Below are 20,773 nucleotides of genomic sequence, written 5' to 3' on the forward strand. Positions count from 1 at the left end.
TCGCACTCATAATACTTTCTAAAACAAAAAAGAGACTTTTAAAGTCTCTTTTTTATTGAATAATATATCTTATAAATAATTACTTATTGATTAATTTTTCAAGCCTCACCATCATTTCTTCTTTCTCTTTCAACATACGCTCGTATAAAGCAATTTTTTCTTCGTGCAATTTAATGAATTGATCAATTTGATTTATTGTAGAATTGTAAAATACAGATGCAGGTTGCTGGCAATTATCAAATGTATTAGAAATAATATTTATGGCTTGTTCTTCATCAAAATTCTGAAAAGCTTCAACAGGAATTTTCAATACAGCTGAAATTTGTTTAAGCACGTTGTCTTCAATTACATCTTTCTGCTCGAGCATAGAAATTTTCTTTTGGTTCCAGTCTTCTCCCAGATCATAAGCTAATGCTTCCTGCTTTATGTTAAGCATTTCTCTGAAACGTTTTATGTTTCTTCCCTGATGTATTTTCTGTTCCATAATGAATATCAATTTTTCTAAAGGCTCAAAGATAAAGCCATTTGGATAAAAAATCCTGAGTTTCAAAGATAAAAAAATATCCCGTAAAAGATTCTTTTTGTCAGATATTGTACCAATTCTATTTCTACTTTACCCCAATCTTTTCTGATATAATGCCGATATAATAATAAATGCCTTAAGTTTTCGTGGCAAAAAAGATATTCGTTCCAAAAAATAAAAGTTATGTTTGTGAGACAAAGCTAGCCAGATTTGGGTGCATAGGTCTTTGTGTCAGATCTATCCACAAATTATGTGTCATTTTGCATCAACAAGGAGAATCCAACAACTTATATTAAAATGATAAAAAATTGGTTTAAAAACTTTTTTAAGACAAATAAAGTTGATTCTAATATCATAAAACAAGCCATTTTTGATTATCGAATTCAGGGAAAAAAATTAATGGTTGAACTTGGAAAAAAATTTGAGCTTGATATAAATAATTTGGAAGAATATGAAAAATTAATATCAAGAAGTAATGAAAATATTCCAAGAAAAGGAAAGCTATCTGAACGTTGGAATTATTATTTTCACGGTGGCGAATGTGCTTTTTATAATAAAAAACACAACCAAAAAGTTGAAGTTGTTTTAAGTAATCCGCCAGAGTTTGGTCATATAAATGCTTGGTTTCTTTTTTCTTTTATGCAATCAACTGAAATATATAAAAACGAAATAAAAAATATAAACTGGCAAGAGTTACGAACAGTGATTAACGAATTGTATAAAAGTGGCCAAATTAAAGAAATTGAATAAAAAAAATCTTTAGTAGAACGTTACCTGCCATTTTAACGAAACCCTAAAAAAAATTAAAGTGTATATACAATTAGAAAAATATTTTAAATCAAGAACTGAAATTGATGATAAGACACTTTCTTATATTTTCTCATATTTCAAATTTAAAAAGACCAAACGAAACGAATTTCTGTTGAAAGAAGGCGAAATTTGCAAACATTACTATTTTGTAAATAAAGGTTGTATACGTCTTTTTAACGTTAATAAGGAAGGTGAAGAAGGAACAAGATATTTTCATTTTGAAGATGCTTTCGGAACTGCGTTACCAAGTTTAATTAATCAAAAACCTTCATTTGAATTTATGCAGACTATTGAATCTTCGGAATTAATGGTTATAAACCGCGACGACTACTTTCATTTGGTTGAAACAGTTCCGCAGTTTGCTTTTGTTTATAGACAAATTTTAGAATTAGCTTTTATTAAATCCCAAGAACGTATTTATTGTTTTCAAGGTTTAGAAGCTATAGAAAAAGTTCGTTGGGTTTTGACAAATCAAAGCAAATGGTTGACAAGATTATCAAACAAAATGGTTGCATCTTATTTAGGGCTTACACCTCAAACATTAAGCAGATTAAAATCAAAGATCTAAAAATGTGAACATAGGACAATGTTCGCAGAAAATGCTTATATCATCTTTGCACTTCATTAAACAATAAAAAGTTCAATTATGATTTTAGTAACAACGCCAACAGGCAACACAGGTTCAATGATTTTGCAACAATTAGTTGAGCAAGGACAACAGGTTAGAATTTTTGTTAGAGACCCTGAAAAAATACCAGCCGACATTTTAGAAAAAGTAGAAGTTGCCACAGGCTCTTTACTTAATGAATATGAATTTACAAAAGCATTACAAGGTTGCGACACGCTTTATTTTTGTGTTCCTCAAACCAACACACAAGAAGATGTAAACGCTTATTATGAAGGCTTTGCAAAAGTGGCTTCAAACGCAATTAAAAATGCAGGTACAAAAAGAGTCGTTTATTTATCAAGCGGTGGCAAAGAAAGTAATTTGCAAGCAGGTATTATAACAGCACTCCACATAGGAGAAGACATAATTAACCAATCAGGTGCATCAGTAAGAGCATTGCGTTGCCCGGTATTTTTTGAAAGCCTTTTATATCAAATTGCATCACTAAAAAAAATGGGAATGTTCTTTTTGCCCATTGACGGAAATTATAAAATCCCACAAGTTGCAGTAAAAGACATTGCAACAAAAGCAGTAGAATTTCTAATTGATAAAACTTGGACAGGCGTTGAAGGATTTGCTGTTCACGGTCCAGCAAACATAAGCTATAACGACATTGCACTACAAATGAGTGAATTAACAGGAAAGCATATTCGTTTTGAACAAGTTTCAAAGAAGGACTATGTAAAATCACTTTTAGACCATCATTCAACCACAGAAGCATTTGCAAACTCTTTGACAGATATGTTGACTGTAATTGGTAACGGCTTGTATGACACAGAACCGAGAACAGAAGCAACTACAACACCAACAACGATTAAAGAGTGGATGAGTGAAAATTTAGTTTCTAAAATGAATTAAACCCAAACAATGACACAGAAAGCAGTAAAATTGTATTGCTAACTTGGCTTTGTGTTTATCCAATTTTAAATATTTGTGTCTTGTACTGAAAAAAGTTTACATATTTAAAATAATATACTAAACAGTAAGGGAAAAGGCATAAAAAAAAATCCCATTTCGTTAGAAATGGGATTTTAATTTTGTAACCTCGACGGGACAAATTTCTATAAATTTTATGGAAGATTTGAAGAGATTAGCCTATTTTATCTCTTGATTAAAAAAAATAAATTGGTTTCAAATTATAATATGCAACATCGCATTATGGATTTTTGAGCAGTTATATTGTAAATTAGTTGTACGTGATTAGTAAATAGCAAAAAGCTTGTTTTTAAATAATTTAAGTAACTTTTTTTTACAAAATTTTTAATGCAAAAAAATCAATCAATGAAAAATGAAACCATAATCCTGAAGAAAATTTTTAGAATAATTGTTTTTACTTTTGCTGTTTCTATTGGATTATCAGCTTGTAAAAAGAATGATAATGAACCAAGTCAAATAAAGCCAGAAAATGCTGAACAGACTGACGGAAAAAGTTTATTAGAACAGGTAGCTTCTAAGAAAGATCCGGTAATTGAAATTCCCGGAACAAATGAAGTTCAGGATCAAGGAGATTATTTAGCAGCAAAAACTGCAGGAATACTGGCTTATCAATGGGGTTATGCACTTCTTAGAATGGAAGAAAGCATGCGATCTTATATTGATGTTCCAAAACCTAATTCTTCAACTAGTTATCGTGCTCCGTTAAATCAAATAGGGTGGGCAAGAGCCTTACCTACTGATGTAGATGCAGATATGCCGACAGCCAATAATGATACTTTTTATTTAAGTGCCGTTGTAGACCTTCAGCAGCCAATGGTTTTAAAAACTCCAGACACAAAAGACCGTTATTATGTTGTAGATGTGTTTGATATGTACCAAAATCTAATTAATTATATTGGCAGAAGAGAAACAGGAACTAAACCGGGCATATTTTTGATCGTTCCTCCAAACTGGAAAGGAACTTTACCAAAAGGCATTTCTAAAGTTATCTCACCAACCACTCAAAAAGTTTGGTTATGGGGGCGTTTAAATATAAAACAAGGTGATGACATTAATCAATTGCATGCATTGCAGGATCAGTTTAAACTAATTTCTCTATCCGAATATAATGGAGGTGCACCGTCAAAGTTAGCATCAAGTTTACCTCCGCTTCCGCAAGTAGCTGACAAAGACAGTTTAGGATTTTATAAAAAACTGGCTTTTGTAATGGCAAATAATCCAATTCCTGAAGTAGATAAATCTTTAGTCGGCCAGTTTGAAAAAATTGGATTAACTCCAGGAAAATTTGATGATTCAAAATTAAATAAAATGCAGCGAAAAGGTTTATATGATGCAACACTTGAGGCACCTTTGACTATCATAGCATCTGTAAAATCGGCAGCTTCAGTAGTAAATGGCTGGCAATGGGTAACTAAACTAGATAATTTTGGATATGATTATGCGTTGCGTTCAATGATTGCAGGACCTTATTTAGGCGGACAGGGCGAAAAAGAAGCATTATATCCTATTCGATACACAGATAGTGAAAATAATGCACTAGAAGGTAAAAATACATACAAGATATCTTTTGATAAAGAACCTCCTGTTAATGCTTTCTGGTCGCTTACGATGTATGATGCAAATAATAAATTGCTTGTTAAGAACGAATTAAACAGATTTAAAATAAGTAACGATACAAAAGGATTTGTGAAAAAAGCGGACGGTACATTTGAAATTACAATTTCTAATGCAAAACCTGCCAACACTAACAACTGGCTTCCAGCACCAAAAGGCGGTTTTTATTTGATATTAAGGCTTTACCAACCTAGTGATGAGATTTTAAGTGGTAAATACAAGATACCGCAAGTAATTAAACAATAGAAAGATTGAAATTTAATTGTAATTATAATAATTATTCGTGAATATAATTATAAGGAAAAGGATAACCTTTCATTAAATACCCAGCCCAGCTGTTCGAAGTCTCCTGACTTCGGAAACGTTTGTTATTTCTACGTTGTAAATCTATTTGCTATTTATTAAAAATCTCTTCAAAGAAGTATAAGTTTAAAGAAAAACTCAAAAAAAAATCCCATTTTTAACGAAATGGGATTTTTTTGTGACCTCGACTGGACAAATTTCTATAAATTTTATGGAAGTTTTGAAGAGATTGGCGTATTTTCAAGTTAACTTACAAGATAATTATTTTAAATTTTTATTAGTAAACGGTTTGTATGTCCTGTCAAGGTTAAATGTTAAAAATGTTAAAACAGATGCATTCTTATAACATTAATAAACTTTAGTTATCATTTCATTTATAGGTAAACGAACTTTTTTCGTAGCTGCCATATAGTCTTTTTCCGAATCCCGATATCCTAAAGCGAGGATAACTGTAGAATGTAGCCCTTTATCTTTCAAACCCAAAACCTCATCGATAATAGAAGCATTAAATCCTTCAATGGGAGTGGCATCCACTTTCAATTCTGCCGCAGCAATAAGTGCAGTTCCTAGTGCAATATAAGCCTGTTTGGCCGCCCAAAAGGCTTTTTGTTCTGCGTTAATAGTGCTAAAATAGGAATGCAGTCCATTTCTAAATCCTGATAAGGCACCAGCATCAAGACCTCTTTGCTTTTCTGTCATTGCCATGTAATCGTCAATGTAAGTCGAAGACATGTCAGTGAATGCGGCAAAAACCAACAAATGAGAGCAAGAGCTAATCTGTCCATTATACGAATCAGCACCTAATTTTTTTTGAATTTCTGGGTTGCTTACAACAAAAACACGGTAAGATTGCAGACCACAAGAAGATGCTGAAAGATTTATAGCCTCTAAGATCTGATCGATCTTTTCTTCTGTTACTTTAATATTATTGTAAGCTTTTGTGGCGTAGCGCCATTTTAAATTTTCTATCAAATTCATTACTATGTCAATCTTAAATTTTGGCAAATATAAATGATATTGTTTTCTTTTTCGAGTTTTGGAAGTACTCTGGGAAACTCCAAATCAATCGTCTTAGTCCACTAAAGAATAATTATCTGTTTTCCTTTATTATTATATTCGTTTAAAGATTAATAATCTTTAAAAACATTAATATAAAGAATAATTATCTGATTTTAAGTTAAAATAAAAATATTAAATCTTTTATTTTCAAATTTGCAGGGTAAAAAAACTAAATAGTATCATCAGATGAGAGCGAACATACAAGAAGATAGGGGAATAAACGAAAAGCAGGATATTGAAAACATTCAGAATACAATCCAGAATGATTTTGTATTCACACTAAAGAGCACTTGTTTAGATGAAAACTATCACCCTTCAAATGAAACGCGTTTGACAACCAATTTTGCAAACTTGGCTAGAGGAGCTAATCGCCAGCAAAACTTACGTAATGCCTTAAATATGATTAACAATCGATTCAATGCATTGGCTCATCTGGATAATCCAAAAGCTGATCGTTATCTTGTAGAGCTTGAAATCATCACAGTAACGATGCGTATTGATGATAAGAATGGTATTAACAATCTGCCGTTGATTGAAGTTTTAAAAACGAATATTTTTGACCACAAGACTAACCAGCGTATCGAAGGTATTGCCGGAAATAATTTTTCTTCTTATGTTCGTGATTATGATTTTAGTATTTTATTGATCAAGCACAATAAAAATAAATCTGGTTTTTGTATTCCTGAAAATTTTGGTGATTTGCATGGAAAACTTTATAAGTGTTTTGTGAGTTCAGCCACTTATAAAGAGCACTTTAAAATGTCACCGATCATTTGTCTAAGTGTATCGAGCAACAAAACTTATACTCGCACTGAGTATCAGCATCCGGTTCTGGGTTTTGAGTATCTGCAGGATCAGTATTCTATTACTGATGAATATTTCTCTAAAATGGGCTTAAAGGTTCGTTTTTTCATGCCTCAGAATAGTGTGGCACCGATGGCTTTTTATCATTCCGGAGATCTGCTTGCGGATTATACTGATCTTGGACTAATCAGCTCAATCAGCACGATGGAGACTTTCCAGAAGATTTATCGCCCTGAAATTTACAATGCAAACTCAGTGGCTGGGAAAATCTATCAACCTAGTCTTAAACACGAAGATTATTCACTGACTCGCGTGGATTATGATCGTGAAGAGCGCAGCCAATTGGCTGTTGAACAGGGTAAATATGCAGAAGAGCATTTCATTAAGCCTTACAAAAGTCTCCTGGAACAATGGTCTGCTAATTTTACCCTTTAATTGATTACAACGCATTAAAATTATACTATTATGAAGAAATTATTATTACCTACCTCTATTGTTGGAAGTTTACCCAAACCTGCCTGGCTTGCACCACCCGAAAAACTTTGGTCACCATGGAAATTAGATGGCGATCAGCTAATTGAAGGGAAACAAGATGCTTTACGCATTTCTCTACAGGAACAACAATTGGCAGATCTGGATATCATTTGTGACGGCGAGCAGACACGTCAGCATTTTGTAACGACTTTTATCGAACATTTAAGCGGTGTAGATTTTGAAAATCGTAAAACAGTAAAAATCCGTAACCGTTATGACGCGAGTGTTCCAGTGGTTGTAGGTGAGGTTGCACGTCAAAAAGCAGTTTTTGTTGAAGATGCTAAATTTTTACGTAAACAGACTAATAAGCCTATAAAATGGGCATTGCCAGGCCCGTTGACAATGGTAGATACTTTGTACGACGACCATTATAAAAGCCGGGAAAAATTGGCGTGGGAATTTGCGAAAGCACTTAATGAAGAAGCAAGAGAACTTCAGGACGCAGGGGTAGATATTATCCAGTTTGATGAACCTGCATTTAATGTGTTCTTTGATGAAGTAAACGATTGGGGAATGGCAGCATTAGAAAGAGCCATTGAAGGTTTACACTGTCAAACGGCGGTTCATATTTGCTATGGTTATGGAATACAGGCAAATACTGATTGGAAAAAGACATTAGGTTCAGAGTGGCGACAATACGAAGAAATTTTTCCGAAAATTCAAAAATCTAAAATTGATGTGGTGTCTTTAGAATGTCACAACTCCAATGTGCCTTTAAATTTAATGGAACTTGTTCGCGGTAAAAAAGTAATGGTTGGTGCCATTGATGTGGCTACCAACACTATCGAAACACCAGAAGAAGTAGCTGCTACCCTGCGTAAAGCTCTTGAGTTTGTAGATGCCGAAAATCTTTACCCTTCTACAAATTGCGGTATGGCCCCGTTATCTCGAAACGTAGCTAGAGGCAAGTTAAATGCTTTAAGCGCAGGAGCAGAAATTATACGCAAAGAACTTGGGATTTAGTCTCAATATATTAATAATGGAGTCCGTGCCTTCACGGAGGAATAATATTTAAAACACATTGAAGAAATTATTAGAAGTATTAAAAAAAGCAGGTTTCGACGGTTTCCTGTTAATGATAGCCACCATGATTCTGATGGCTTATGTTTTGCCAAAACCAGGCATGGTCAAAGAACCTGTTTCGCTGGAGGAAATTGCCAATGCTGGTGTTTCCTTGATTTTCTTGTTTTATGGCATGCGACTGAGTGCTGAGAAACTAAAAGCCGGACTTTCCAACTGGAAAATGCACATTGTCGTCCAGTTGACAACCTTTTTATTTTTTCCGCTCATTGTTTTGGCATTTCGCCCGTTGTTTGTCAATAACGGCTTCGAGCTGCTTTGGCTGGGTGTATTTTTTCTGGCAGCTTTACCGTCTACAGTATCCTCTTCGGTGGTCATGGTTTCCATCGCTAAAGGAAATATTCCTGCAGCCATTTTCAATGCGAGTATTTCCAGTTTGATCGGAGTAGTGGTTACGCCGCTCTGGGTTGGGCTGTTTATAGCTTCTGCAACAGGCGATTTTGATGTCACTCAAATCGTCATAAAGTTGATTCTTCAAGTCTTGCTGCCTGTCATCATTGGCATAAGCCTCAATTCCCGTTTCGGCGACATTGCCGAAAAATACAAGAAACAGCTCAAATATTTCGATCAGGCAGTTATTCTAACGATTATTTACACATCGTTTTGCAAGTCATTTTCCGAACATCTTTTTGAAGGCTTCACCGCCCTTGAACTTGCTCGACTCGCTGCAGGGATGATGGCGTTGTTTTTTACCGTATTCTTTTGTGTCGGACTACTCAGCCGCCTTCTTGGTTTTTCAGATGAAGACCGTATTACTGTCTTATTTTGCGGGTCTAAAAAGTCATTGGTGCACGGCACTGTCATGTCAAAAGTCCTCTTTCAGCACAGTACCATCACCGGCATCGTATTGCTTCCCCTCATGCTTTACCATGCCTTGCAATTGATTGCCGCCAGTATCATCGCTCAGGGTATGGCTCGACGAAAAGAAGTATAATTTTTATTTATGGCGTGACCCTTTATCTTCTTTCGATAAAGGGGTCCCCAAGGATAACGCTCCCTCCTATAAAATAATGCCTTTTAGATTTTTATACTGTGAAGATAAACGCTGCAGTATGTTATATTTTAAAATTGTATGAAATAAGATTTTTGTATTGTTTTTGGTTATATTTGAAGAATTTTATTCTGTTTTAGAAATAAATTAAACCTGTTTAAAGTAAAAATTCTATGGAACAAATAGACGATATAGATCTTCAGTTATTAAATATACTGCATGATAATTCTAAATACACTGTAAAAGAGCTTGCTAAGATGGTGAATCTTTCGGCATCGCCTGTTTTTGAGCGGATTAAAAGATTAGAGAACAGCGGTTACATTAAGAAATATATAGCCTTGTTGGATGCAGAAAAGCTAAACAGAGGGTTTATTGTTTTCTGTAATATCAAACTTAAACAGCACGATCGTAATATCGGGAATCAGTTTGTTAGTGATATTATGAAAATAGAAGAAGTTGTGGAATGTTACAATATCTCTGGTGATTACGATTTTTTAATGAAAGTATCTGCCAAAGACATGAAGCATTATCAGGATTTTGTGTTTAATAAATTAGGATCAGTTGAAAGTATAGGGAGTACCCAAAGTACCTTTGTTATGTCGGAGATAAAAAATTTGTACGGATAGTTCCACGATGGTTTATTTATTTGAAATTCGCCTTAGCTTTTGTGACAGAAAATGTATTAAGTCCATTTTGGAATTATTTTATATTTAACATCGAAAAACTGCAATAAACCAAAAGAGAAAAAAATCTATATCCTTAACGGGACTTCGAATCATCGTTAAGCATCGATTAAATCTTTAATGAAGCGACTTTTAGATTGTTTATTTTAAACAGTCTAAGGATTTCTTGTAAAAAAAATCGAACCATGAAATGTTAGATTGTAAAGGCTTGAAAAATCTACATATTAGTGCATAAAAAAAGAGACAACTATTATATAGTTGTCTCTTTTTGTGATCGACTGGACAAATTTCTATAAATTTTATGGAAAATTTGAAGAGATTGGCTTACTAAATGTAGGATCTGTCTTTCATTGGCGTTATGAATTTGGTTTGGCTGTACTGTTGAGGATTGAAGGAAAATGTATCGTCAAAAAACAAATCGTTAATCTCTTTTTATTAAAACCGCCATAACTTTTTGTGGCAGAAAAGGTATAATAGCCAAAAGTTATTCAGTTTTTAATTTTACGCGCCTATGTACGGAAATCTCAGTGTCATTTTGATTAGTGTTGAATCCAATTTGAGAGTTTGGAGCGTATTGATGAATTATATTTATTAAGTTTTCAAACAATATAAAATTATCTGGCAAGGTACGGATGCCAGCACCAATCAATACTAAATCGTATTCCTTTTTACTTAATTTATCCTTTACAGTTTTTTCTGCAGTCATACCCAAATCTACTAAACACCACTCTGCATTATACCCTGCAGTGATAAGTTTTTGTTTTTGTGTTTCCAGAGCTGTACTTAATTCCTGCTCTGTTAGGTTAGTAATTTTTGTAAAATCTAATTTTTTTGGGTCAATACCCACGAGGAGCACTTCTTTTGATTTAGAATTCCTAAAGATCTCGCTGACCTTTTGTGGTTTTGATATTGAGCAGGATGTTAGTATTAAACTGCCAATCGCTGCAAATCCCAGGGACTTTAATATAATATTCATTTGTTTTTTTTTAATTTTTTTTTAAAATGTGTTGTTACTAATAGTTTCATATATTTTTTCAGCGATTTAATACTTGTAAGCGGCTGCATAAACTTCGACTGCAAACTCTTCAGCTGTTGTTGGGGTAGTGGAGTATTCATTTCTTCTCTGGTAATTGAAGATTCCTTCTTTTATACCAATTGCCATTCCTAACAAATTGGCCACAAAATCTTCACTAAATCCATTGCCTAAAAAGATTTGTTTAGCCTGCTCAAAAGGAATTTGAACATATTGTAAATCTGGGTTTCCAACAGCTTTGCCAATAATTTGAGTAAACTCCCTCATCGTATAGTTTCGTGGTCCCATAACTGCATGAACGCTTTTACCTTGAAAATCAAGATCTGCTAAATGTCCTGCTGCAATTTTTGCTACATCTTTTGTGGCCACCATCGGGATTGAATAATCTCCATCCGCGGCAGTTCCATTTATTCCTTTGCTTTTTACCAGAGCAATTGTTCTTAAGAAGTTTTCCATGAAATAAGCAGATCTAATATGTATAATATTTACATCAGTTAATTGATTTAATCGGACTTCCTGTTCTCCTGTTCCTCCCATCATTCCGTTTCCTTCATGCATATGAGAACCCAGACTACTCATGTTTACAATATGTTTTATCCCAGACTTTTTAATAGCTTTAATGAAATTTCCTGTTACCTGCCTTTGATAGTTTCTTGTGTTTTCGGCCATGACATTATCCGGCAGAATAAGAAAAGCACTATCTGCGTCTTTAAAAGCATCAGTTAAAATCTCAACATCATTTACATCACCGGAAATGATTTCTGCACCCATCTTGCGGAATTTTTCCAATCTCTCAATATTACGAGCAATAACAGTTACATGATGACCGGCCCTTAAAAGATTTTCTGAAATTTTGCTTCCAACAGTCCCTGTTGCTCCAAGTATTACTATTCTTCGTTTCATTTTTTTCATTTTTAGTTATTAATATCTTTATTGTATTTCTACTACAATTTTTCCTGTATATCCACCTTTTTCTGCATATTGATACGCCTCTTTATATTGTTCGAAAGGAAATACTTTGTTCACCTCGATATCCAAGTCTTTGCTGACTGCATTTAGTAGAACATTAGTGTAAGCTGTATTAGGATTTGAAAGAACAACGATATGCTTTTTACCAGTAAACAGGTTTTTGAAAAGTGAGGTAGGAATTTCAATTGGCTGTGGAGTCGGGTTAAGAAAAATGGATTTAGGTTTCATAATCTGTTTAGCATTTTTGTAACCCATCTTGCCTGATAAGTCGATGACGATGTCATAGGCAGTTTTCTGTAAAAGAACATTCTCCTTTGTATAGTCTATGACCTTATCGGCACCCCATTTTTTAGTATACGCTATTCCTTTTGTACTTGTGACTGCTGTAATTTTTGCATTGTACTGCTTTAATAATTGAAGTAAGAACATTCCGAAACCGCCTGTAGCACCATTAACTAAAATCATTGTTTGAGAATTAATCTTTCCCATTTTCTCAATAGCGGTGACTGCGGCTGTTCCGGCCACAGGAATAGAAGCCGCTTGTGTAAAACTGATTTTCTCAGGTTTTTTCCAGACAAGTGAAGACGGCACTGCGATATACTCTGACGAAGCACCTTCTTTCATCATATTTTTTACGACTCCAAAAACTTCATCTCCAATTTTGAAACCGTTTACAGAAGATCCAATATCGTCTATTATACCCGCAAAGTCAGTTCCCGTATTTTTTGGGAATTTTGATCCTGACATTAATTTCATTTCACCTTTTCTAATTTTCCAATCCATTGGATTGATGGAAAATGCTTTTACTCGCACCAGTACCTGGTTTGATTGTAATGCAGGTTTTACTTGTTCTAAAGTCTGAAGAACATCTGTGTTTCCAAATTTGTTGTAGGCTATTGTTTTCATATATTAAATTTTTAATTGTTTAAATTTGATATGGCAAAGTTGCAGATAAGCTGCCACGGAAACTTGTATCAAATCACTATTGTTATCTCGAGGGAGTAAGAATTAAAATCAGCGAAATAAAAAAGGGTATCAGCTTTAATGCTGATACCCTTCGATAATTAGGTTTATAATATCGGTATACTTAGTATATCTGTATTAAATCACTGCTGAATTTTAAGGCTTTAGGAGGCATCCCAAACATTTCATACATATACTTGTTTAATTGGGGAAGATCATAGAAACCTGTGTCGTATGCAATGTCTGTGAGACTTTTTTCTTTATCAGTCAGGGTAAGATAGACTGCTTGACGCATCCTTGTCCATAATAAGTATTTTGACAAGCTGCTGCCGGTTTGCTGCTTAAAAAGTGAAGCCAGACGAGATGGAGAAAGAAAAACAATATCCGCAAAGGTCTGCGGTGTTATATCTGACCTAAAGTAATTATCTTTAATATATTCAAGTATTTTACTAACCCTTTGATCATAATCTGTTACTGTTTGTTTTGAAAGCAGAGAATCAAGAACTGCATTAATGTTAAGAGTGTTTTTTGACGTATCAAAGAAAGAATTTATTTCCTGCGGAAAATCAAAAATTATAGATTCTTCATCTCTTTTAAAGCTTCCCGATAACTGTAAACCAATGGAGGAATAGGGCTCTATGTTTAAAATATTTAATGTTCCTTTTTCTGCAACACAGAAATGCCTGACATGAGGCTTAATGAGAAAGCCGTGAATATGCTCATAAAGCTTACCATCGATAGTTGAATTAAATGGGTTGTCATTTGATAAAACGATTTGGTATGCAGAATGGTGATGTATTTCGACAGTTAAATTGCGCGCCTGCAGGCCCAAAACAAATTGATTCATATCTTTATTTTTTTTGCTTTGACTAATTAATGATTCGGTAACACTTTTCCGCTTAGGGCTGACTCCAAAACTTCTCTATTGTTTTCACCCCATATCTCCAAGGTCATTATCAAAGGTAGCAGACTATTTCCAAGAGCTGTTAACTGATATTCAACTTTGGGAATTTTAGTTTCGTAAGAACATTTAGTTATGAATCCATCTTGCACCAACTCATCCAATTGCTTAGTCATCACCCGTCTGTCTGCCGCTATTTTCTTCTGCAAAACCCCAGGTCTTATTATACCCTCAGATATATAATAGATTAGCATTAATTTCCACTTTCCACTCAAAAGTTCTTTAAATAGATGTAGTCCGCATTCTGTTCTAACAGGAATTTTTTTTTGGTACATAAAATTGGTTGAAAAATTATAAAATACTACCGCACAAATTTGTGCGTAATTGATTTGAAGTAACTAATATAATAGTTTTGTGTCAAATTATAAATAAAGAAATAATGATCAAATTTACGTTTTTGGTACAAAAGCTACCAAACATGAGTCGTGAAGAATTTATTGATTATCACAAAAATCAACACGCTCCTTTATTCTGTTCGATCCCTGAGACAGAACTTTATGTTAGAAAGTATGTAGTTAACCATCCTATGGCAGCTGAAGGTTTTCCTGAACCTTTATACGATGCTGTGGTAGAAATCTCGTTTGATTCGTTTGAGGATTTCAACAGCTTCTTCAATTCAGAAAATTATTTAACAAAGGTTCATCCAGATGAACCCAACTTTTTTGATACGGTAAACTATATTGCATTGGCAACAAATGAAACAATCATTAAAGCTGGTGCATAATTAATTCTAGCTCGTGAATACTTGCATAAATATACTAAAAGCTTAAATATTAAATAGTATACTAAAACAGTAAAGAAAAGAATATAAAAAAAATCCCATTTCGTTAGAAATGGGATTTTTTGTGACCTCGACGATACAAATTACAAATCATTTTATGCAAGATTTAAAGAAATTAGTTTATTTTTCGCTCGATTTGTAAGATAATTATTTTTGTATTTTATTCAAATGCTGTTTGTATGTATTGCAGAGGTTAAATCTTGAAAAATGTTAAAGAATGTGATTTCACTAATTTGTTATTGGATCAATTTCAAGTATTAAATCCGAATATTAACTCAATGTTTAAATGAAGATTTAATTCAGTTATTTACAAAATTAAATATTAGTTTTGAGATTATTCAGGTCAAAATTTGATGATTATGTTTGCTAATTTGGATGAAAATAAAAAATATGTGTCTACTTGTTTATTATTCTTCCACTGAAGCTAAAAATTGATTTATTTCCTAATCTTCGCAGGCGGAGATCCGGCAAAAGTATTTAAAATATAAAGTGGCCGGAATTTCTTCAGACCACTCTTACCCAAATGGGAGCTTTTTTTTAGTCTTTAAAAAATAAAATTTTATAACTTTCTTTGTTATCTGTTTCTACTAACCAAATACCCTCATCACAAATTATACTTTCATAATATAATTTTTTACCATCTTTAGATACACTTTTTACATAACTCATTACATTAGGATTTACAATCATAGCTACAAAAGTCATCTGTGAGAAAACTTTATTTTTAAATTCACCGCTAACGTAGCTATTATTTATAAAAGCTTTATTTTTTAAATTACTTGTATTATTATTATACTCAATAAAATTAATTTTTGAAATAGATCCAGTCAATTTATCAACCTTTGTAGAATATGAAAATTCAGTAAAATCATTAACAGAAACTGAAAAAATTAAATCTTTTTTATACTCCAATAAATTAATCTGTAGTCTAGAACTTGTATGTGTTTTTTCAAAAAAATCTTTACTAACAATAGCATTAATAGATTCCCATAATTTAGTACCATTTTTATCAAACTTAAAAACATAAAAACCTTTTGGAGTAGTTACTCCACCTATTATTTTAGTTGCTTTTTCACTAAAAGCTCCATAAACAAAAATATCACCTGTCTTTTTATCTTCATAATAATTATTCACAGATAATGTTCCTAAACCTTTTGCAGCTGCTGTGAAAGGATTACCTGGCTTTTCGTAAGCTGACACAAAACCCTTTGGTCCTCCAGAATTATCTGATGTAATGAAAAATTTATTATTAAGTTTTAATGTCAGAGGTATTTCATTTATTTTTTTGCCTACAAAATCATAAGTTGTTTTGTATAATATTGTAGTTTGAAAATCTGCAGAAACAGATTTTGTAATGATATCAAAATTTTCATTACCGTTTAATTTACAAATAAAAGATGTTTTATAATCTTGTTCTGCAAATGCATCACCCTTTAATAGAGATAAATTTGGTTTTTCTAACTTAAATCTTTTCCTTGCATTGCTAGTAATCTCAATGCTTTCTAAATAAATATCATCTTTTTCAAAATTAATTGTACCTTTTTGTTTTTGATTTGTAAAACCAAAATCATGAGAATCATTGAAAGAAGCATCAAAAAACATTTCTGACGATCTATCTTCAACAGCGCATAATACGCTATTATAATCATATCGCCCAAAATAATTGGTATTTAGATCTTCGAGCGTATCATAATTAACAGGGAAAACATTCTTATCCTGAAAATATTTATAATTAGCCTTCTTAATTTTTGTAGCATCGTTTGCTTTATAAGTATTCTCTGTGACTGAAAATGTAGGACTCATTAATTTTTCATTTTCAAAAAGAACAGATTTTTTTCCATTGACATCAAAGCTTAAAGCATTTGTAGTTATATAAGAATATGACATTGAAATTGGCGAACCTTTATAAACTACAATTTTTTTAGAATTTGGTAGGTATTGAAAAGTAATTGGTTCATTTCTATCTTCATATTTTTCTTCAACAATTACCGCTTGCGCAGATATATAAATTGTAGAAAACATAGCAATACTTAAAAGTATTTTTTTCATAAATTTTGTTTTTTATTTTAATTTACCTCAAAAATAAAATAAAAATTAACAAAAAAAATCTTCAAAATAAAATAATTATTTATCACCATAAAATTCGTAATTTACTACATCATATAAACATAAATCAATGTTATCATGGTACATTTTTTATTATTGTATTAGTATTCGCGTTCTTTATTCTGATGTCTTCCTTTTTTAGAGTAAAACAACAATCGTCTGTAAAGAAATAAATCAAGTTTTAAAGTCCTTTGAGTAACAATTAATAATAACAGATATGTAGAGGAAGATTTAAATAATAATGAAATCCTTCACCAATTTCTAAAATGTTGATATAGCTACAATGATAAATAATTATCTTCTTATTCGTTTAAAAACTTCTTGACTACTCCGTTTGGCATGAATTTTAGAAAGCTTAAAATTTCTGCAGCTTCTTGCAATGTAACATCCATTCCTTCATCGCTGAGCATTTTCTGTGCCTTGCGGGGTCTAATTTTTCGTTTAACCTTTTCTTCTTCAAATTCCATAAACTAAAATTATTGTTAATATAAAGACAAGGAATTTCTGCAAGTATAATTTTTACAGGCTTTTGAAGCGGTTTGAATCAAGTAGGGTTAACTTGACAGGACAATCAAATCATTGTTTTTTAGACGTATTAACTGGTTAAATATGAAGAAAAAAGCAAAAAAAAAGCTAAAACTTTCGTTTTAACTTTTTTTTAAAAGTGACCTCGACTGGATTCAAACCAGTAACCTCTTGAGCCGTAATCAAGTGCGCTATTCAGTTGCGCCACGAGGCCATTTTGCTACATTCAGCTAATTTTCGTAGCTTTGTTGAATGCTGTTTGCGGGTGCAAATATAGATATAAATGTGAGATATACAAGCATAAAATAACAGAAAAATAAAAAAAAATGAACATTAAAAATTATATACGTGATATTCAGGACTTTCCTAAAGAAGGAATTTTGTTTAAAGATATCACACCACTGCTAAATGACCCAATTGCAAGAGAAGAATGCCTGAAAATTTTGCTTGATTCTTTACAAGGACAAAAAATTGATAAGGTTATTGGAGCCGAAAGTCGCGGTTTTTTCTTCGGAATGTTATTGGCAGATCGATTAAATGCCGGATTTGTTCCTGTACGTAAACCAAAAAAACTTCCATTTACAATTATTTCGGCTTCTTATGAATTAGAATATGGTACAGATTCGTTAGAAATACATACTGACGCCATTAAAAAAGGAGATAAAGTTTTAATTCACGATGATGTTTTAGCAACCGGAGGAACCGCAAAGGCACTTGAGGAATTGGTAAATGAACTTGGTGGCGAAATTGTTCAGTTTAATTTTTTAATGGAACTTTCTTTTATAAATGGAAGAGATAAAATAAAGAACAACCCTATATTTGCTGCGATAACCTATTAATTAAACTCCAATTTAAACCCAAATCTACAAATGAAACAATTTTATTGTTTGGCGCTCTTTGTATTACTACTGTCTTGTAAAGAAAACAAAGAAACAACCGCTGAAAATCTAGACAAAACTGTTCAAAAAGACAGTACAAATGTAAAAGCAGCAACCAATATTGCTTCAAATGAAAATTTAGTTAGCGATCTTAGGCCAGACGAAAAATTAAAAACCCTGGAAATCTATGCTGATCAGGTTGAGTTTGTAAATTTTGATGGCAATGGTGATTATGCTTTATTCACCGTTCAGAAAAATAAAAAATTAGTTTCATTTTACACGAATCTCGAAGATGCAGGCATATTTAAAAGAGGTGATATACTTGATGTAAAATGGAAAATGGATACGATTTACGAAGCCGGAGAAGGAGAGAAGCAGGACTTTGGAGAATGGCTTATTACGGCTAAAAAAGTAAAAGACGGACCAGTAAGTTTATTTCGAAAAAAATATAAGAATCCGATAAAATATTATTCTGATAAAGAAAACACGTATACAGCCGATTTTCAGGATTATTTATCAACTGAAGTAGAATATTATTTGGCGAATTCTAAAAACGAAGCGGTGAAAGCTGCAATAAAAAATCCGGAGACAAATTTTACGTATGCAATTGAAGAAAAAGATAAAGGAGGAAAATCGTATTTTGTTTTAGCAATCTCAACTGATGTTCAACATAATTCGAGCATTCTTGAATCATTATATTTAGATAATGAAACCAGAAATTTATATGAATATGATTTACCAAATGATAAATTAATCAAATTTGAATAAAAAAGAAACACAAAATTGTCTTAGAATTTAAACTAAGACAATTTTGTGTTTTATAGCATAAAGTACCAATCCAATTCTGGTTTTTATTTCGAGTTTATCAAATAAAGATTCGCGATAACCATCTATCGTTTTGGGGCTTAAACACATTTCTGAAGCAATTTCCTTGTATGTTTTTTCAGTGCAGGCATGTTTTATAAAAACGATTTCTTTTTCTTTTAAATTGATTTTTTTAGAATCGTCATTGGCTTTTTTAACCAACATTCCAGACACTAATTCAGTAAAATAAAAACCTTTTTCAATTACAGATTCAATAGCATCTCTAAATATTTCCGGCGAAGTATCTTTCAATAAATAACCTTTGGCGCCGCTGGTAATCATTTTTATGATCACTTCTTCATCATCATTTACAGATAACGCAATAACTTTGAGTTCCGGCATATTTTCTTTAATCCATTTCATGGTGCTAATGCCATCCAAAACAGGCATATTAACATCTAATAAAATTAAATCAACTTCGGTATCAATATTTTCTTGTAAGTACGAAATAAATACTTTGCCATTCTCGAAGCGATTAATGACTTCAAAATCTTTAAAACTATTGATCAAAAGCTCCAGCGATTGCGAGAACAGCGAGTGATCATCTACAATAATAATTTTGTTTTTAGGTTTCATCAGGTTTGGTTAAAGGGTATTCTAAGGTTACAGTTGTTCCGGATGCATCTGATTGCATAATTAATGTAGCTCCAATTAATTTAGCTCTTAATTTCATATTGTTTAATCCGAGGCCTGAATTTATCTTCTGCGGATCATAACCAATTCCAAAATCTTTAAATTTTAAACAAAAAAGTTTTTTGGTTGTTTTAATATTCACTTCAAACATATCACTATGCGAATGTTTAAGGCTATTGTGTAAAGTTTCCTGAAAAATGCGATAAATAAACAAATCGTGTTCCTGATTAATTTCAGGCATTTCTCCGGAAAGGGTATACTTATATTCGATTTTTTTAAGCTTTTTTATGCGCTCTAAATCTTGTTTTATGGCTTGTATAAAATTGCTTTGCAGTAAGTTGTCTTTATTTACAATTCGGGATAAAATTCTGATTTCATCAAGAGATTTAGCTAAAATTTCTTTTAAATCAATTAATTCATTTCCCTGAACGGCTTTTCCGCTATTAATGTACATGTTGAGCTGCATAATTCCAACAGATACAATTTGCCCAATATTGTCATGCAGTTCCTTGCTGATTTCAGAAAGCGTCTGATCTTTAATTTCAATTCTGGTTTTAATCAATTCGGATTGAAAGTAAAGTTCGGCTTCCATTTTTTCTACAAGATAATTATTTTTTTTCTTCAAAAAATAAAAGAATATCACGAGTACAGTTACCAGTAAAGTCAAGAAAACAATACCTAACGAAATGACTAATAATTGTATTTCTTTTCGCTCCATATAAATCCAATAATAAAGCAACTGTGCATTAAAAAATTTAAAAGAAACAATACCAGGCTTAATACTGATTCATCTTGTTTGATTAAAAACCATTTTAGGGCAAGCATAAAAGGCAAAAAAGGAACGTGAAATAATAATATGCCTAATATGTACCAGAAAAAAACAGATTTTTTAAAATTCAATATTTTGTCTGAATTGAAAATCTCGACCAAATATAAGCAAGATAATATCATAACCGCAAGTACACCTACGGCAAAACTGTAAATGAATGATTTATTAATGTTTTCTTTGAAATAAATAACATTTAGAAAAAAAGAAAATACAAACAAAACTAAAAA

The 20,773-nt window shown here is 32.3% G+C and carries 22 protein-coding genes and 1 tRNA gene; 11 read left to right on the plus strand and 12 right to left on the minus strand.

Features of this window, described 5'->3' with window-relative positions; translation table 11 throughout:
• Positions 1–79 precede the first annotated feature (79 nt).
• Positions 80–484 carry a helix-turn-helix transcriptional regulator gene (locus GKZ86_RS06200; RefSeq protein WP_154782231.1) on the minus strand — a complete coding sequence of 135 codons (405 nt, stop codon included), beginning with the start codon at positions 482–484 and terminating at the stop codon, positions 80–82.
• Between the two features lie 336 nt (positions 485–820).
• On the opposite strand from GKZ86_RS06200, the gene GKZ86_RS06205 reads away from it, so the two are divergent.
• From GKZ86_RS06205 to GKZ86_RS06220, 4 genes are all read left to right on the plus strand, one after another.
• A complete protein-coding gene (locus tag GKZ86_RS06205) occupies positions 821–1,273 on the plus strand; it encodes a hypothetical protein (protein ID WP_154782232.1) in 453 nt (150 codons plus the stop codon).
• 58 nt (positions 1,274–1,331) lie between these two features.
• Positions 1,332–1,901 (plus strand): Crp/Fnr family transcriptional regulator, encoded by a 570-nt coding sequence (locus GKZ86_RS06210; protein WP_194632457.1) that lies wholly within the window; start codon positions 1,332–1,334, stop codon positions 1,899–1,901.
• 78 nt (positions 1,902–1,979) lie between these two features.
• Complete coding sequence (locus GKZ86_RS06215; RefSeq protein ID WP_154782233.1) at positions 1,980–2,858, plus strand: NAD(P)H-binding protein; 879 nt, start codon at positions 1,980–1,982, stop codon at positions 2,856–2,858.
• 423 nt (positions 2,859–3,281) lie between these two features.
• A complete protein-coding gene (locus GKZ86_RS06220) occupies positions 3,282–4,796 on the plus strand; it encodes a DUF1254 domain-containing protein (RefSeq protein WP_194632458.1) in 1,515 nt (504 codons plus the stop codon).
• 405 nt (positions 4,797–5,201) lie between these two features.
• On the opposite strand, the gene GKZ86_RS06225 is transcribed toward GKZ86_RS06220, so the two are convergent.
• Positions 5,202–5,831 (minus strand): nitroreductase family protein, encoded by a 630-nt coding sequence (locus GKZ86_RS06225; protein WP_154782235.1) that lies wholly within the window; start codon positions 5,829–5,831, stop codon positions 5,202–5,204.
• A 267-nt stretch (positions 5,832–6,098) separates the two neighbouring features.
• Between GKZ86_RS06225 and GKZ86_RS06230 the strand changes: the two genes are divergently transcribed.
• From GKZ86_RS06230 to GKZ86_RS06245, 4 genes are all read left to right on the plus strand, one after another.
• Positions 6,099–7,151: a DUF1852 domain-containing protein gene (locus GKZ86_RS06230; protein ID WP_154782236.1), complete on the plus strand. Its 1,053-nt coding sequence runs from the start codon at positions 6,099–6,101 to the stop codon at positions 7,149–7,151.
• A 30-nt stretch (positions 7,152–7,181) separates the two neighbouring features.
• Positions 7,182–8,213 carry a methionine synthase gene (locus tag GKZ86_RS06235; RefSeq protein WP_154782237.1) on the plus strand — a complete coding sequence of 344 codons (1,032 nt, stop codon included), beginning with the start codon at positions 7,182–7,184 and terminating at the stop codon, positions 8,211–8,213.
• A gap of 58 nt (positions 8,214–8,271) precedes the next feature.
• Positions 8,272–9,264, plus strand: coding sequence for a bile acid:sodium symporter family protein (locus GKZ86_RS06240; protein ID WP_154782238.1), 993 nt, complete (start codon positions 8,272–8,274; stop codon positions 9,262–9,264).
• A 230-nt stretch (positions 9,265–9,494) separates the two neighbouring features.
• Positions 9,495–9,947 carry an Lrp/AsnC family transcriptional regulator gene (locus GKZ86_RS06245; protein ID WP_095929232.1) on the plus strand — a complete coding sequence of 151 codons (453 nt, stop codon included), beginning with the start codon at positions 9,495–9,497 and terminating at the stop codon, positions 9,945–9,947.
• 541 nt (positions 9,948–10,488) lie between these two features.
• Here the strand turns inward: GKZ86_RS06245 and GKZ86_RS06250 are convergent.
• The 5 genes from GKZ86_RS06250 to GKZ86_RS06270 form a co-directional block, all read right to left on the minus strand.
• A complete protein-coding gene (locus tag GKZ86_RS06250; RefSeq protein WP_154782239.1) occupies positions 10,489–10,980 on the minus strand; it encodes a hypothetical protein in 492 nt (163 codons plus the stop codon).
• A 66-nt stretch (positions 10,981–11,046) separates the two neighbouring features.
• Entirely contained in the window at positions 11,047–11,940 is an 894-nt protein-coding gene (locus GKZ86_RS06255; RefSeq protein WP_194632459.1) for an NmrA family NAD(P)-binding protein, read from the minus strand.
• Between the two features lie 27 nt (positions 11,941–11,967).
• Entirely contained in the window at positions 11,968–12,912 is a 945-nt protein-coding gene (locus GKZ86_RS06260; protein WP_154782241.1) for an NAD(P)-dependent alcohol dehydrogenase, read from the minus strand.
• A gap of 181 nt (positions 12,913–13,093) precedes the next feature.
• Positions 13,094–13,816 (minus strand): AraC family transcriptional regulator, encoded by a 723-nt coding sequence (locus GKZ86_RS06265; RefSeq protein ID WP_154782242.1) that lies wholly within the window; start codon positions 13,814–13,816, stop codon positions 13,094–13,096.
• Between the two features lie 26 nt (positions 13,817–13,842).
• Positions 13,843–14,205: a helix-turn-helix domain-containing protein gene (locus GKZ86_RS06270; RefSeq protein WP_154782243.1), complete on the minus strand. Its 363-nt coding sequence runs from the start codon at positions 14,203–14,205 to the stop codon at positions 13,843–13,845.
• A 104-nt stretch (positions 14,206–14,309) separates the two neighbouring features.
• On the opposite strand from GKZ86_RS06270, the gene GKZ86_RS06275 reads away from it, so the two are divergent.
• Positions 14,310–14,654 carry an EthD domain-containing protein gene (locus GKZ86_RS06275; protein WP_154782244.1) on the plus strand — a complete coding sequence of 115 codons (345 nt, stop codon included), beginning with the start codon at positions 14,310–14,312 and terminating at the stop codon, positions 14,652–14,654.
• Positions 14,655–15,248: 594 nt separating this feature from the next.
• Here GKZ86_RS06275 and GKZ86_RS06280 read toward each other — a convergent pair.
• The 3 genes from GKZ86_RS06280 to GKZ86_RS06290 form a co-directional block, all read right to left on the minus strand.
• A complete protein-coding gene (locus tag GKZ86_RS06280; RefSeq protein WP_154782245.1) occupies positions 15,249–16,760 on the minus strand; it encodes a hypothetical protein in 1,512 nt (503 codons plus the stop codon).
• A gap of 359 nt (positions 16,761–17,119) precedes the next feature.
• Entirely contained in the window at positions 17,120–17,284 is a 165-nt protein-coding gene (locus GKZ86_RS06285; protein ID WP_154782246.1) for a hypothetical protein, read from the minus strand.
• A gap of 198 nt (positions 17,285–17,482) precedes the next feature.
• Positions 17,483–17,556: transfer RNA gene (locus GKZ86_RS06290), tRNA-Arg, on the minus strand.
• A 112-nt stretch (positions 17,557–17,668) separates the two neighbouring features.
• Here GKZ86_RS06290 and GKZ86_RS06295 point away from each other — a divergent pair.
• Together GKZ86_RS06295 and GKZ86_RS06300 are read left to right on the plus strand one after the other, a co-directional pair.
• Positions 17,669–18,181 (plus strand): adenine phosphoribosyltransferase, encoded by a 513-nt coding sequence (locus GKZ86_RS06295; protein ID WP_154782247.1) that lies wholly within the window; start codon positions 17,669–17,671, stop codon positions 18,179–18,181.
• A 30-nt stretch (positions 18,182–18,211) separates the two neighbouring features.
• Positions 18,212–18,988: a hypothetical protein gene (locus GKZ86_RS06300; protein WP_154782248.1), complete on the plus strand. Its 777-nt coding sequence runs from the start codon at positions 18,212–18,214 to the stop codon at positions 18,986–18,988.
• Positions 18,989–19,015: 27 nt separating this feature from the next.
• Here GKZ86_RS06300 and GKZ86_RS06305 read toward each other — a convergent pair whose 3' ends face one another.
• Positions 19,016–19,660, minus strand: a complete 645-nt coding sequence (locus tag GKZ86_RS06305; protein ID WP_154782249.1) for a response regulator transcription factor — start codon at positions 19,658–19,660, stop codon at positions 19,016–19,018.
• Positions 19,650–20,435 carry a sensor histidine kinase gene (locus GKZ86_RS06310; protein ID WP_154782250.1) on the minus strand — a complete coding sequence of 262 codons (786 nt, stop codon included), beginning with the start codon at positions 20,433–20,435 and terminating at the stop codon, positions 19,650–19,652. The genes GKZ86_RS06305 and GKZ86_RS06310 overlap by 11 nt, the downstream gene beginning before the upstream one ends.
• Positions 20,436–20,773 lie beyond the last annotated feature (338 nt).

The sequence above is a fragment of the Flavobacterium sp. LC2016-13 genome, from assembly GCF_009707955.1.
GTDB lineage: Bacteria > Bacteroidota > Bacteroidia > Flavobacteriales > Flavobacteriaceae > Flavobacterium.